Genomic DNA, 13,777 nt, shown 5'->3' on the forward strand with positions numbered 1-13,777 from the left:
TGACGGACATGGCCGACACCCCGTTCGCACCCGTGATCCTCGGCAACGAACCCGGCTCGTTCCCGCACAGTGTGCTGGCCGAGCGGCACCCCGCGATCATCAGCCAGGTGCGGGACGCCTTCCCGTACGGCCCCGCACAGCACCGGGCGCTGGACGACCTGCTGAAGAGCTGCACCGAGGGGACCGTCGAACCGCTGCCCGCCGACGCCCCGGACCGGGACCGCTGGCAGCAGTGGGATCTGGCCGAGCACACCGGGCGGTCCTGGTACGACGTGCCGTGGCTGTGGTCCGAGAGCTGGTTCTACCGCCGGCTGCTCCAGGCCGTCGGATACTTCGGCCCGGGCGCCTGGCAGGGCGTCGACCCCTTCCGGCCGTTCAAGCGCGCGGAACTCGACGCGCCGGAGACCGGCGAGGAACTGGCGGCCCTGGACGGCCTGCGGGACCTGCCGGAGGAGGACCGGGCCCGCGCGCTGCTGCACGGCTCGCTGTGGGGCAACCGCGCCGACCTGGGTTTCCGGCTCTCCGCCGTGGGCGCCGAGGCCCGCGAGCCGGCCCCCGCGCTGGTCGCCGACGACAGCGAGGAGCTGTGGTCGCTGCTGCCGCCCGGCGGGGCGGGCACCCTGGTCCTGGTCGCGGACAACGCGGGCCGCGAACTCGTCCCCGACCTGTTGCTGATCGCCCATCTCCTCACCGAGGGGCGGGCGGCGCGTGCGGTGCTGCACGTCAAGCCGTACCCGTACTACGTCTCCGACGCCACCACCGCCGACGTGGTCGACGCCCTGCGCCGGCTGCGCACCGCCCCGGGCGCGGCCGGCGAGTACGGCCGCGTCCTCTGGTCGGCCCTCGGCGACGGCCGGCTCGACGTCCGCGCCCACCCGTTCTCCTGCGCGCCGCTGCCGTACGAGCGGATGCCCGGCGACCTGCGGGCCGACTGCGCGGCGGCCACGCTGACCCTGCTCAAGGGAGACCTCAACTACCGCCGCCTGGTGGGCGACCGGCTGTGGCCGCCGACCACGCCGTTCGCGCGGGTGACCGGACACTTCCCCGGACCGGTCGGCGCCCTGCGCACCCTCAAGTCCGACGTGATCACCGGTCTGTCGGCGCGGACCGAGGACGCGCTGGTGGCGGCGGAGGGCCGGCGCTGGCGCACCGACGGCACGCACGCCCTCATCCAGGTGTCCTCGGCTCCATGAGGTGCATCGGCAGCGACTTCACGCCGTTGATGAAGTGGGACACCAGCCGCCCCGGAGGACCGGACGGGCGTGGCCGGGGCACGGCACGCACCATCTCCTCGTAGAGCAGCCGCAGTTGCAGCCGGGCGAAGTGCGCGCCGAGGCAGACGTGCGGGCCGTCACCGAAGGAGACGTGCGGATTCGGGGAGCGGGCGAGGTCGAGCCGGTCCGGTCCGGCGAAGACCCGCTCGTCCCGGTTGGCGGAGGCGTGGAACACCACGACCTTGTCCCCGGCCCGGATCCGCCGCCCCGCCAGCTCGGTGTCCCGCACGGCCGTCCGGCGGAACGTCAGCACCGGCGGATGCCAGCGCAGCAACTCCTCCACGGCCGCAGCCGGTTCCGCCTTCCCGGTGCGGAGCAGCTCGTACGCCTCCGGGTGCCCGGCGAGGGCCGACAGCCCGCCCGGGGCGGCGCTGCGCACCGTGTCGTTGCCCGCGACGGTGAGCAGGAAGAAGAACATCTCCAGCTCGGCCGGGGCGAGCCGGCCGTCCTGCGCGAGGGTCGTCATGACGTCGTCGGCGGGATGCCGCCGCTTGTGCGCGGCCAGGTCCCGCGCATAGGCGAACATGTCCCCGAGCATCGCCGGTGAGCGCGGGTCGACGGGCCGGCCCGCCCCGTCCAGCACCGGGTCCCCCGCCTCGTCCGGGTCCTGGTAGCCGATGACCCGCCGGGTCCAGCGCAGCAGCAGCCGCCGGTCGTCCTCCGGGACGCCCAGCAGGTCCGCCAGGTTCAGCAGCGCGTACTCGTCGGTGACCGTGGCCACCAGGTCGGCCGTGCCGTCCCCCTGCCGGGCCCGTTCCAGCGCCCCCGCCAGCAGGGTGCGCGCCCGCTCCCGGGCGAGGGCCGCGAACCGGTCCACCCGGGCCGGCGTGAACGCCCGGCTCACCAGCCGTCGCAGCCGGTTGTGGTGCGGCGGGTCCTGGTTGAGCATCATCCGGCGGATGTACGGCAGGTCCGCCGGATCGGGATCGCGGATCTGGGTCGCGCCCAGGTACGACGAGTACACCTGAGCGTCCTTCAGCACCCGGACGACGTCCGCGTGCCGGGTCACCGCCCAGAAGCCGGGGCCGGCCGGCCAGCCCAGCACCTCCGGCTCCTCCTGCCAGGCCACCGGATGGTGGTCGCGCAGCACCCGGTAGTCGTCGTACGGCACCCCGCGCGCGTACCGGCGCGGGTCGAACACGTCCGGTACCGGCGGGGCCTCGCGCACGCTCACGCCGGCTCGCCGGCGACGGCGCGGTCCCGGCCGGCGGGCGGGACCGCGCCGTCCGCGCCGTCCGCGCGCAGGAAGTCCTCCACCACCCGGATCAGATCCAGCGGTGCCTCGTCCATCGCGTAGTGGCCGGCGGTCGGCAGCGCGACCAGTTCGGCGCGCGGGTACCAGGACAGCCAGGTCTCCCGCAGCACCGCCGGTGACAGCGCCGGATCGAGTTCACCGGCCACGGCCAGCGCGGGCACCTCGCTGCCCTCGACGTCGGCGCGGAAGTCGTCCCCGGCCCACGAGTCCAGCCAGGCCCGGAACGCCTTGGCGTCGCTGCGCTCCAGCGAGCGGGCGACCATCCGGTCCAGCCACGCCGCGGGACGGCGGCTCCCGGTGGTGAAGTCGATGATCACCCGCCGGTTCTCCGCCTGGTGCGCCGCGTCCCGGAACAGCTCGCCCTGCTCGTCGGGCAGGGGCATGCCCGAGGCCGGCACGGGGGAGACACCGGCGATGCGCCGCAGCCGGTGCGGGGCGACGGACAGCAGCCGCTGCGCCACCGCGCCGCCCATGGAGTGCCCGATCACCGAGAACCGCTCCCAGCCGAGCCGGTCGGCCAGCTCCACCAGGTCCGCGGCCGCCTCGGCCGTGGTGTACGAGCCCACGGCGTCCCAGGCCGCGCCGTAGCCGCGCAGGTCGACCAGCGCGTAGGTGAAGGCGGTGCGGTCGAGGTCCGGCAGGACGGCGGCCCAGGCACTCCGGTCGGCGAACCAGCCGTGCACGGCGAACACCTTGTGGGCGCCGTCGCCGTGCACCTCATGGGGCAGTACGAAGGAGGTCATGGGGCTACCGTGGCGCCCGCGCGGCCGGCTCGGCAAGGGGGCGTACGACGGCCGGCCCGCGCGGTGAACGCCCATATCCGCCCCGGAAGTTCCGGGTTTCGCGGTCCTTTCACGCGATGGTGTGATCATGTCCGGCGTGGCGGATGAGGATCGGCGGCCGCGGGTAGGGCCCGGGCCATGACGCAGCCGTTCGAACTCCCGCACTTCTACATGCCGTATCCCGCGCGGCTCAATCCGCACCTCGAGGAGGCCCGCGCCCACTCGACCGCGTGGGCGCGCGAGATGGGCATGCTGGAAGGCTCCGGGATCTGGGAGCAGGCCGACCTGGAGGCGCACGACTACGGACTGCTGTGCGCCTACACCCACCCCGACTGCGACGGGCCCGCCCTCTCGCTCATCACCGACTGGTACGTGTGGGTGTTCTTCTTCGACGACCACTTCCTGGACATGTTCAAGCGCACCCAGGACCGCGCCGCCGGCAAGGCCCACCTGGACCGGCTGCCCCTGTTCATGCCGCTCGACCCCGCGACGCCCGTACCCGCACCGGAGAATCCCGTCGAGGCCGGGCTGCGGGACCTGTGGGCGCGTACGGTGCCGGCGATGTCCGTGGACTGGCGCCGCCGGTTCTCCGTGGCCACCGAGCACCTGCTCAACGAGTCGATGTGGGAGCTGTCCAACATCAACGAGGGGCGGATCGCCAACCCCGTCGAGTACATCGAGATGCGCCGCAAGGTGGGCGGCGCCCCCTGGTCGGCCGGGCTGGTGGAGTACGCGACCGCCGAGGTGCCCGCCCGGGTCGCCACCACCCGGCCGCTGCGGGTGCTGATGGAGACCTTCTCCGACGCCGTCCACCTGCGCAACGACCTGTTCTCCTACCAGCGCGAGGTGGAGGACGAGGGGGAGAACAGCAACGGCGTGCTCGTCCTGGAGAAGTTCTTCGGCTGCACCACCCAGGAGGCCGCCGAGACCGTCAACGACATCCTCACCTCACGCCTGCACCAGTTCGAGCACACCGCGCTGACCGAGGTCCCGGCCGTCGCCCTGGAGCAGGCACTGAGGCCGGACGAGGCCGCCGCGGTCGCCGCCTACACCAAGGGACTCCAGGACTGGCAGTCCGGCGGCCACGAATGGCACCTGCGCTCCAGCCGCTACATGAACAAGGGCGCCCGCGACAGCACGCCGTGGCAGATCCCGAGCGGCCCGGGTGCCTCCGCCGCCGATGTCGGCGCGCTCCTCGCCGGCGCCGCCCGGGAGCGGCTGCGCGCCCGCTCCCACGTGCCCCACCAGAAGGTCGGCCCCTCCCTGATCCCCGAGTTCCACATGCCGTACGAGGCGGCACTGAGTCCGCACGTGGACACCGCCCGGCGCCGTCTCGCCGCCTGGTCGCACCGCACGGGCATCCTCCAGGAGGGCGTCTGGGACGAGGACAAGCTCGCCGCGTACGACCTGGCGCTGTGCTCCGCCGGCCTGGACCCGGACGCCACCCCCGAGGCCCTCGACCTCAGCGCCCAGTGGCTCGCCTGGGGGACGTACGGCGACGACTACTACCCCCTCGTGTACGGCCACCGCCGTGACCTCGCCACCGCCCGGCTGACCACGGCCCGGCTGTCGGCCTGCATGCCGGTCGAGGGCGAGCGGGCCGTCGTCCCGGGCAACGCCATGGAGCGCGGGCTGATCGACCTCTGGGACCGCACCACCGCCGGCATGACGCCCGACCAGCGGCGCGGCCTCAAGGCGGCCGTGGACTCCATGACCGAGAGCTGGGTGTGGGAGCTCTCCAACCAGCTGCAGAACCGCATCCCCGACCCGGTCGACTACCTGGAGATGCGGCGCGCCACCTTCGGCTCGGACCTCACGCTGAGCCTGTGCCGCATGGGCCGGGGCCCCGCCGTGCCCCCGGAGGTGTACCGCAGCGGCCCGGTGCGCTCCCTGGAGAACGCCGCCGTCGACTACGCCTGCCTGCTGAACGACATCTTCTCGTACCAGAAGGAGATCGAGTACGACGGCGAGATCCACAACGCCGTCCTGGTCGTGCAGAACTTCTTCGGCGTGGACTACCCGACCGCGCTCGGCGTCGTCCACGACCTGACGACCCAGCGCATGCAGCAGTTCGAGCACGTGATCGCCCATGAACTGCCCGTGCTGTACGACGACTTCCGGCTGTCCGAGGAGGCCCGGGCCGCCATGGACGGCTACGTCCTCGACCTGCAGAACTGGCTCGCCGGCATCCTGAACTGGCACCGCCGCGTCGACCGCTACAAGGCCGAGTGGCTCGGCCGCCGGGCCCACGGCTTCCTGCCGGACCGCGCCCCCGGCACCCCGGCACTGTCACCCGCCTGACCGCCTCCGCACGAGCCGTGGACCGGGACCGGTCCACGGCTCGCGGCACGTCCGGCGCCGGTCGCCGAATCTCCGCGTACGGAACCGGGCATTCAGGGAACTTCCGTGACTCCCAGGGGGTCTTGCGAAGCGAGAGGAACGACGGACCACCAGACTTCGCGACACACGGGGGTGTTCGACCATGACCGAGACCATCGAGAAGCCGGCCGCGCGGACCACGGAGGAGAAGGCGCCCGAACCCGGTGAACTCACGCCGTACGCGGCGCCGTTATCGGTGCCCAGCGTCCTGCGCCCCGCCGCGGACGACGTCCTGCGCGAGACCGAGATCGCCCTGCGCCCCACCTGGGTGCGCCTGCACCCGCAGCTCCCGCCGACCCTGATGTGGGGGTACGACGGCCAGGTGCCCGGGCCGACCATCGAGGTGCGCCGCGGCCGGCGGATCCGCATCGCCTGGACCAACCGCATCCCCGCAGGCGGCGAGTACCCGGTCACCTCCGTCGAGGTGCCCGTCCGCGCGCCCGGCACCCCGCCCGCCACCACCGAACCCGGCCGCGGGGGCGCCGAGCCGAACAAGGACGTGGCCGCGCTGCCCGCCTGGTCGGTGACTCACCTGCACGGCGCCCAGACGGGCGGCGGCAACGACGGCTGGGCGGACAACGCCGTCGGCCACGGCGACGCCCAGCTGTCGGAGTACCCCAACGACCACCAGGCGGTGCAGTGGTGGTACCACGATCACGCCATGAACATCACCCGGTGGAACGTGATGACCGGCCTGTACGGCACCTACCTCGTCCGTGACGACGAGGAGGACGCCCTGGGGCTGCCCTCCGGCGACCGGGAGATCCCGTTGCTCGTCGCCGACCGCAACCTCGACACCGACGAGGACGGCCGCCTCAACGGCCGGCTGCTGCACAAGACGGTGGTCGTCCAGCAGAGCAACCCGGAGACCGGCAAGCCGGTCTCGCTGCCCTTCACCGGCCCCTACACCACGGTCAACGGCCGTATCTGGCCGTACGCCGAGGTCGACGCGGCCTGGTACCGCTTCCGGCTGGTCAACGCCTCCAACGCGCGCATCTTCGAGTTCGTCCTGATCGACGAGGACGGCGAGCCGGTGCCGGAGACCGTGTACCAGATCGGCAGCGACGGCGGACTGCTGCCGCGTCCCGTGCCGGTCGACTTCGACACGGAGATGCCCACGCTGACCGCGGCCCCGGCCGAGCGTTTCGACCTGCTCGTCGACTTCCGCGCCCTGGCGGGCCGCACCCTCCGGCTCGTCAACAAGGGCCCCGGCCGGCCGCCGGGCGTGCCGGACCCGGCCGGTGACGTGCGCTACCCGCACGTGCTGGAGTTCCGGATCCGCGAGACGTGCGAGGAGGACACCTTCGAACTGCCCGAGGTCCTCTCCGGCTCCTTCCGCCGGCTGACCCACGACATCCCGCACGGCCACCGCCTCGTCCTGCTCACCCCGCCCGCCACCAAGGGCGCCGGCGGCCATCCGGAGATGTGGGAGATGACCGAGGTCGCGGCCCCGGACGGCCTGAAACTGCCGGCCGACGGCATCGTCCAGGTCACCGGAGCCGACGGGACCACGAAGACCTACCGGCGCACCGCGCGGACGTTCAACGACGGTCTGGGGTTCACCGTCGCCGAGGGCAGCCACGAGCAGTGGAGCTTCCTCAACCTGGCGCCCATCGTGCACCCCATGCACATCCACCTGGCCGACTTCCAGCTGATGGGACGGGACGCCTACGACGTCTCCGGCTTCGACCCGGCGGTCGGCGGCACCCGTACGCCCCTGAGGTACGACGCCGGCCGGACGATCCCGCTCGCGCCCAACGAGCGCGGCCACAAGGACGTGTTCCGGGTGCCGGGCAACCAGCTGCTGCGGGTCATGGGCCGCTTCGACGGGGCGTACGGCCGGTTCATGTACCACTGCCATCTGCTGGAGCACGAGGACATGGGCATGATGCGGCCGTTCGTCGTGATGCCGCCGGAGGCCCTGAAGTTCGACCACGGCGGGGCGCACGGCGGCCACGGCGAGGGCCACACCGGCTGAGCGGGCCGGTGCCTCGACGGCCATGACTACCCTGCGCGACCCTCCGGCCAGTCTCACTCGTTCGTGTCTCGTCGCGGCGCGGTGCCCCGGGTAGAGCACCAGCCGGAGGCGAGCGAACCATGGAACAGACTGTGTTGCGGCCCAAGCCGATGCCCGGACAGGACCGCCGGGACGGGGACACCCCCGTCCCGGCCCGTCGCCCGCACGCCGCCCGGCGGCGCGGGCGGCGGCTGCGGACCCTGCTGCTCGGCCTGGCCGCCGGCACCCTGCTGCTGCTCGCCGGGGTCGGGGTCGGCACCGTCGGCGCCACGGTGATCGGCATGAGCAGACTGGCCGAGCTGCAACGCCAGGCCCCGTCGGCGGCCCCCTCGGGCAGGGCCACCCCCACCGCCGCCCCGGCCCCGGTCACGGCCGGCTCCGGGGCGACCCTGGGCGTGGAGGCCGTCGACGCGGAGAAGGCGGGCGCGCTGGTGGTGGGCGTCCACGTGCCCGGCCCCGGCTTCACCGCCGGCCTGGTCCGCGGGGACGTCCTGCTCCAGTTCGGCGGTGCCCGCGTCGACACCGCCGCCGACCTCGCCCGGGCCGTCGCCCGCGCCACGCCCGGGAAGGCCGTCGTCCTCACCGTGCGTCACAGCAGCGGCGGCTACCAGCAGTTGACGGCGACGCCTGGAGTGGTGACCTGAGGGGATCCGCGGACCACCCGGGCGGGCCGGGGCGCGCCGCGCGCGCCACTTCGAAACCCGCTGGTGGCCCTCCGCCCCGCGCGCCATGATGGCCCCATGCCGAGCCCCTTCTCCGCGCGCCCCGGGCGACCCGCCGCCCCGGCGCCCGCGCGGTCACCGGCCCGGCCCGTCCCCGGCGACCGGCTCGCGCCGCCCCGCCCGGCCGGGCAGGATGCTGCCCGAGACGCCGTCGCCCGTTTCCCCACCCGCGCCCGGAGGCCCGGATGACCGGTAGTACGCCCGCGCCCTTCACCGCCGCCGTGTACGGCGCCCGCATGGAGCGTGCCGCACGCTCGGCGGCCGACGCCGGCCTCGCCGGGCTGCTCGTGGCGCCGGGGCCGGACATGGTGTGGCTGACCGGGTACACGCCCACCGCCGTCACCGAACGGCTCACCGTCCTGGTCCTCGCCCCCGGCCGCGAGCCCGTCCTGGTCGTCCCCACCCTGGAGGCCCCGGACGCCGAGAGCGCGGTCGGAGCCGCGGCGCTGACACTGCGCGACTGGACCGACGGCAAGGATCCCTACGCGGTCACCGCGGCCCTCCTCGACGACCGCGGCCGGTTCGGCATCAGCGACAACACCTGGTCCCTGCACCTGCTGGGCCTCCAACGGACCCTGCCCGGCACCTCCTACGCCGCCCTCACCGACGCCCTGCCCATGCTCCGCGCGGTGAAGGACGCCGCCGAGGTGGACCTCCTCGCTGCCGCGGGCGCGGCCGCCGACGCCGCCTTCGAGGAGATCCGGAAGGTCCCCTTCGCCGGGCGCCGCGAGTCCGACATCGGCCACGACCTGGCCGGCCTGCTGCGCCGCCTCGGCCACTCCCAGGTCGACTTCACCATCGTCGGCTCCGGCCCCAACGGCGCCAACCCGCACCACGAGGTCGGCGACCGCGTCATCCGCGAGGGCGACATGGTCGTCCTCGACTTCGGCGGACTGAAGGACGGCTACGGCTCCGACACCACCCGTACGGTCCACGTCGGCGAGGCCACCGAGGAGGAGCGCCGGGTCCACGACGTCGTGCGCGCCGCCCAGGAGGCCGGCGTCCGGGCCGTACGACCGGGCGCGGCCTGCCAGGACGTCGACCGCGCCGCCCGCGCGGTGATCACCGACGCCGGCTACGGCGATTACTTCATCCACCGCACCGGGCACGGCATCGGCGTCACCACGCACGAGCCGCCGTACATGATCGAGGGCGAGGAGCAGCCGCTCGTGCCCGGCATGTGCTTCTCCGTGGAGCCGGGCATCTACCTGCCGGGCCGGTTCGGGGTGCGCATCGAGGACATCGTCACGGTCACCGAGGACGGCGGCCGCCGCCTCAACGACACCACCCGTGAGATGGTCATAGTGGACTGAGCGGCCCCGAGGACATCCCCAGTCGTCACCCGGAACGGCACACGCGCGACCCATGACCCAGGCACCGACACCCACCGCGGACACCGTCCGCAGACTGGTCCGCTCGCTGCTCGACGAGGGCACCGGCGGCACCGGCGGACCCGACGTGCGCCCCGTCCGGGAAGGCCACGCGCACACCTGGTGGGTCGGCACCCGCCACGTGCTGCGCCTCGCCCCCGACCGCGAGGCCTCCGCCCGCCGCCGCCGCGAACTGCGGCTGCGCGACCTGGTGCGCCCGCACGTGCCCGTCGCCGTGCCCACCAGCATCGCGCACGGCGACTGGGCGCCCGGCCTCGCCTACACCCTCGACACGCTGGTGCCCGGCGGCACGGCCGACGAGCACGACGTCTCCGCCGTCGGCGAGGCCGACCTCGCCGGGCTGCTCACCGGGCTGCGCGCGGTGCCCCAGCGCCAGGCCGAGACCGCCGGCGTGCCCCGCACCGCCCCGCGGTCGCTGGAGGCGCTGCGCCGCATGGCCGTCCGCGCGGCCGAACGGCTCGCCGCCGCCGACGAGTTCGACGCCTCCCGGATGCACCAGCTCACCCCGCCGGGGGCGGCCCAGCTCGCCGCGCAGCCCGGCACCGCCGTCCTCACCCACCACGGACTGACCGGCGAACACGTGGTGGTCGGCGCCGACGGACGGGTGCGCGGCGTCCTGGACTGGACCGAGGCGGCGTTCGGCGACCCCGCCGAGGACATCGCCGGGCTCGCCGTCGCCGTCGGCTCCCCGGCGGCCGTCCGCGCCGCCACCCTGGCCGGCTACGGCCCCCGTCCCTGCCTGCGCGGCCTCTGGCTGGCCCGCTGCGACACCGTCATGCGCCTCACCGGCCACCTCGAAGGTCGCACCGGCGGCAGCGGAACGCTGCTGCGCGCCCGTCTGCGCCGGGTCTGGGAGCCGATCCTGCTGGAGCGGGTGACGGAGCTCAAGGACGACGAGACCGAGCCCTAGAAGCGCCCTCCCGAGCCCTCAAGGCCCCTCAGGGCTGGGTCAGCACCACGCAGGACTCCCCGGGCACCTGGAGCAGCCCGTCCGGGCCGGGCGCCTCGACCGGCTCCCACGCGGCCAGCACCTCCGTCCGGCCGGTGCCGAGCGGGATCGCCACCGCCTCCTTGCCCAGGTTCACCGCCACCCGTACGTCCCCGCGCCGGAAGGCCAGCCAGCGGGCCTCGTCGTCGTACGCCACCTTGGTGTCCGCGAGATCGGGGTCGGTGAGGTCGGGCTGCTCGTGGCGCAGCGCGATCAGCCGCCGGTACCAGGCCAGCACGCGCGCGTGGGGCTCGCGCTCCGGCTCCGACCAGTCCAGGCAGGAGCGCTCCCGGGTCGCCGGGTCCTGCGGGTCAGGTACGTCCTCCTCGGCCCACCCGTGCTCCGCGAACTCCCGCCGCCTGCCCCGCCGTACCGCCGCGGCCAGCTCGGGGTCGGTGTGGTCGGTGAAGAACTGCCACGGCGTGCCCGCGGCCCACTCCTCACCCATGAACAGCATCGGGGTGAACGGCGCCGTCAGCGTGAGGGCCGCCGCGCAGGCCAGCAGACCGGGGGAGAGGACGGCGGCGAGCCGGTCGCCCTGGGCGCGGTTGCCGACCTGGTCGTGCGTCTGGCTGTAACCGAGCAGCCGGTGCCCGGCCACGCGCGCGCGGTCCAGCGGACGGCCGTGCCGCCGGCCCCGGAAGCTGGAGTACGTGCCGTCGTGGAAGTAGCCGCCGGTGAGCGTCTTCGCCAGCGCGGCGAACGGGTCGCGGGCGAAGTCGGCGTAGTAGCCCTGCGACTCACCGGTCAGCATGGTGCGCAGCGCGTGGTGGAAGTCGTCGTTCCACTGCGCGTGCAGGCCGAGGCCGTTCGCCGCGCGCGGGGTGATGAGCCGCGGGTCGTTCAGATCGGACTCGGCGATCAGGAACAGCGGCCGCCCCACCTCCTCGGCGAGTCCGTCCACGGCGGCGGACAGGTCCTCCAGGAAGTGGCACGCGCGCGTGTCGTACAGCGCGTGCACCGCGTCCAGGCGCAGGCCGTCGACGCGGTAGTCCCGCAGCCACGCCAGCGCGCTGTCCAGCAGGAACGCCCGGACCTCGTCCGAGCCGGGGGCGTCCAGATTCACGGCCGAGCCCCACGGCGTGTGGTGGGTGTCCGTGAAGTACGGGCCGAACACCGGCAGGTAGTTGCCGGAGGGGCCCAGATGGTTGTGCACGACGTCCAGGACGACGCCCAGGCCGAGTTCGTGCGCCCGGTCGACGAACCGTTTCAGTGCCTCGGGGCCGCCGTACGGCTCGTGCACCGCCCACAGCGACACCCCCTCGTAGCCCCAGCCGTGCCGGCCCGGGAACGGGCACAGCGGCATCAACTCCACGTGCGTGACGCCCAGTTCCACCAGGTGCTCAAGCCGGGCCGCGGCCGCGTCCAGGGTGCCCTCGCGCGTGTACGTGCCCACGTGCAGCTCGTACAGCACGGCGCCCGGCAGCCCGCGCCCGGTCCACCGCGTCCGCCAGGTGTACCCGCCGTGGTCCACGACCGCGCTCAGGCCGTCCGGGCCGTCGGGCTGGCGGCGCGAGCGCGGATCGGGCAGCACCGGCCCGTCGTCCAGCGCGAACCCGTACCGGGCGCCGTCCGCCGCCTCCGCCTCACCCGTCCACCAGCCGGTGCGCTCGGGATCGCGCGCCAACGCGCGCGTGCCGCCCTCGCACTGGAGCGTCACTCGGTCTGCCTGCGGTGCCCACACCTCGAACTGCACGGACGGTTCCCCTTCGTCTGCTCACCGTGTTGTCCCGCGGCTCCATCGTGCCGCCCGGGCGATCGATCCGCTTCGCTATCAGTCCTTTCCCGGCAGGTGTCGCGGAAGTGCCCGCGTTTCGGCACCGATTCCGCGTTTTCTGGACACTCGGGGTTCACTGCCCGACAATCACGAGCGTGACGTCGTCCTTCGAGTTCTCCACGTACCCCGCGCGGTTGTCCGACGCGGAGCGCGACAAGGCGCTGCAGGCGCTGCGTGACGGCGTCGCCGTGGGCCGGCTGTCCCACGACACGTTCGTGCGCCGCATGGAACTGGCCCTCGCCGCGCGCCGCTCCGACGAACTCGCCGTCCTCATAGCCGACCTGCCCCGTGACAACCGCTTCTCCCGCATGGTCCTCGGCAGCGTCGAGGCCGTCTCCGGCTTCACCGTACGGCTGCGCCGGGCCTGGCAGGCGGAGCGGCTGCCCAAGCTGCTGCTGCCGCACCCCGAGCACACCCACCCGCTGCGCATAGGCCGCGATCCCGCCAACGGGCTGCGCCTGAACCACGAGACCGTCTCCCGCGTCCACGCCGAGCTCAGCCGCCGCGGCGGCCTGTGGATCCTCCGCGACCTCGGCTCCACCAACGGCACCACCGTCAACGGCCGCCGGGTGACCGGCTCCGTCGTCGTCCGCGAGGGCGACCAGGTCTCCTTCGGCAGGATGGCGTTCCGGCTCGCCACGGGCTGACGCCCGTGCCGGGCCGAGCGGATCCCGGCCGGCCGCCTTCGAACTGGCGCTCCGTTCCGCGCGCGTACCGTCCCGATCGGGTGAGCCGCACTGCGGAACCCGGGCCTCCGTGCCGATGGACCCTGCATGACCTACATCACCAGAGCGACAGCGGCGGCCGGCGCCCTGCTGGCGGCCGCCGGGCTCCTCGCCGCGGGCCCGGCCCCTTCGGCGGCCGGCGACACCCTCCCCGGCAACTGGCTCTACCTGACGGTCACCAAGGGTGACGGCAGGCCGAGCGATCCGCGCGGCGGGCTGCTGCTGTGCGACCCGCCCCTGGGGCACGCGCGCGCGGCCGAGGCGTGCGCCCAACTCGGCGCCGCCGGGGGCGACATCGACCGCATCCCGGCCAAGAACGTCTTCTGCCCCATGATCTTCGCGCCGGTGACCGTCCACGCGCGCGGGCTGTGGGACGGCCGGTCCGTCGACTTCCGCGAGGCGTACACCAGCCGGTGCGTCATGGAAGCGCGGACCGGATCGGTCCTCGCCTTCGACGACTGAGCCCC

Annotated in this window: 11 protein-coding genes; 8 read left to right on the forward strand and 3 right to left on the reverse strand. The window is 74.0% G+C overall.

The genetic code is table 11. The features are described 5' to 3' along the window. Positions 1–8: 8 nt before the first annotated feature. A complete protein-coding gene (locus ACF08B_RS13735; protein WP_392317502.1) occupies positions 9–1,193 on the forward strand; it encodes a damage-control phosphatase ARMT1 family protein in 1,185 nt (394 codons plus the stop codon). Here ACF08B_RS13735 and ACF08B_RS13740 read toward each other — a convergent pair. Together ACF08B_RS13740 and ACF08B_RS13745 are read right to left on the reverse strand one after the other, a co-directional pair. Next, entirely contained in the window at positions 1,168–2,448 is a 1,281-nt protein-coding gene (locus ACF08B_RS13740) for a cytochrome P450 (protein ID WP_392317503.1), read from the reverse strand. The genes ACF08B_RS13735 and ACF08B_RS13740 overlap by 26 nt on opposite strands. Then, the gene (locus tag ACF08B_RS13745) at positions 2,445–3,272 is read right to left on the reverse strand and encodes an alpha/beta fold hydrolase (RefSeq protein ID WP_392317504.1); all 828 of its coding nucleotides are present in this window, start codon (positions 3,270–3,272) and stop codon (positions 2,445–2,447) included. The genes ACF08B_RS13740 and ACF08B_RS13745 overlap by 4 nt, the downstream gene beginning before the upstream one ends. Positions 3,273–3,449: 177 nt before the next feature. Here ACF08B_RS13745 and cyc2 point away from each other — a divergent pair, with 177 nt between their 5' ends. The 5 genes from cyc2 to ACF08B_RS13770 all read left to right on the forward strand — a co-directional run bounded on the left by cyc2 (position 3,450) and on the right by ACF08B_RS13770 (position 10,730). Beyond that, complete coding sequence (gene cyc2, locus ACF08B_RS13750) at positions 3,450–5,612, forward strand: germacradienol/geosmin synthase Cyc2 (protein WP_392317505.1); 2,163 nt, start codon at positions 3,450–3,452, stop codon at positions 5,610–5,612. A gap of 181 nt (positions 5,613–5,793) precedes the next feature. Continuing rightward, entirely contained in the window at positions 5,794–7,668 is a 1,875-nt protein-coding gene (gene phsA, locus ACF08B_RS13755; RefSeq protein ID WP_392317506.1) for an O-aminophenol oxidase PhsA, read from the forward strand. Positions 7,669–7,787: 119 nt separating this feature from the next. Then, on the forward strand, positions 7,788–8,351 hold the full coding sequence (locus tag ACF08B_RS13760) for a PDZ domain-containing protein (protein ID WP_392317507.1): 564 nt from the start codon (positions 7,788–7,790) through the stop codon (positions 8,349–8,351). Between the two features lie 263 nt (positions 8,352–8,614). After that, complete coding sequence (locus ACF08B_RS13765; protein ID WP_392317508.1) at positions 8,615–9,742, forward strand: aminopeptidase P family protein; 1,128 nt, start codon at positions 8,615–8,617, stop codon at positions 9,740–9,742. A gap of 52 nt (positions 9,743–9,794) precedes the next feature. Then, a complete protein-coding gene (locus ACF08B_RS13770; protein ID WP_392317509.1) occupies positions 9,795–10,730 on the forward strand; it encodes a phosphotransferase in 936 nt (311 codons plus the stop codon). A 28-nt stretch (positions 10,731–10,758) separates the two neighbouring features. Here ACF08B_RS13770 and treZ read toward each other — a convergent pair whose 3' ends face one another. Next, the gene (gene treZ, locus ACF08B_RS13775; protein ID WP_392317510.1) at positions 10,759–12,504 is read right to left on the reverse strand and encodes a malto-oligosyltrehalose trehalohydrolase; all 1,746 of its coding nucleotides are present in this window, start codon (positions 12,502–12,504) and stop codon (positions 10,759–10,761) included. A 176-nt stretch (positions 12,505–12,680) separates the two neighbouring features. Here treZ and ACF08B_RS13780 point away from each other — a divergent pair, with 176 nt between their 5' ends. Both ACF08B_RS13780 and ACF08B_RS13785 read left to right on the forward strand, forming a co-directional pair. Next, positions 12,681–13,232 carry an FHA domain-containing protein gene (locus tag ACF08B_RS13780; RefSeq protein WP_392317511.1) on the forward strand — a complete coding sequence of 184 codons (552 nt, stop codon included), beginning with the start codon at positions 12,681–12,683 and terminating at the stop codon, positions 13,230–13,232. Positions 13,233–13,358: 126 nt separating this feature from the next. Beyond that, complete coding sequence (locus ACF08B_RS13785; protein WP_392317512.1) at positions 13,359–13,772, forward strand: SSI family serine proteinase inhibitor; 414 nt, start codon at positions 13,359–13,361, stop codon at positions 13,770–13,772. The last annotated feature ends 5 nt before the right edge of the window (positions 13,773–13,777 follow it).

It is taken from the genome of Streptomyces sp. NPDC015139 (assembly GCF_043079785.1).
Classification (GTDB): domain Bacteria; phylum Actinomycetota; class Actinomycetes; order Streptomycetales; family Streptomycetaceae; genus Streptomyces; species Streptomyces albidocamelliae.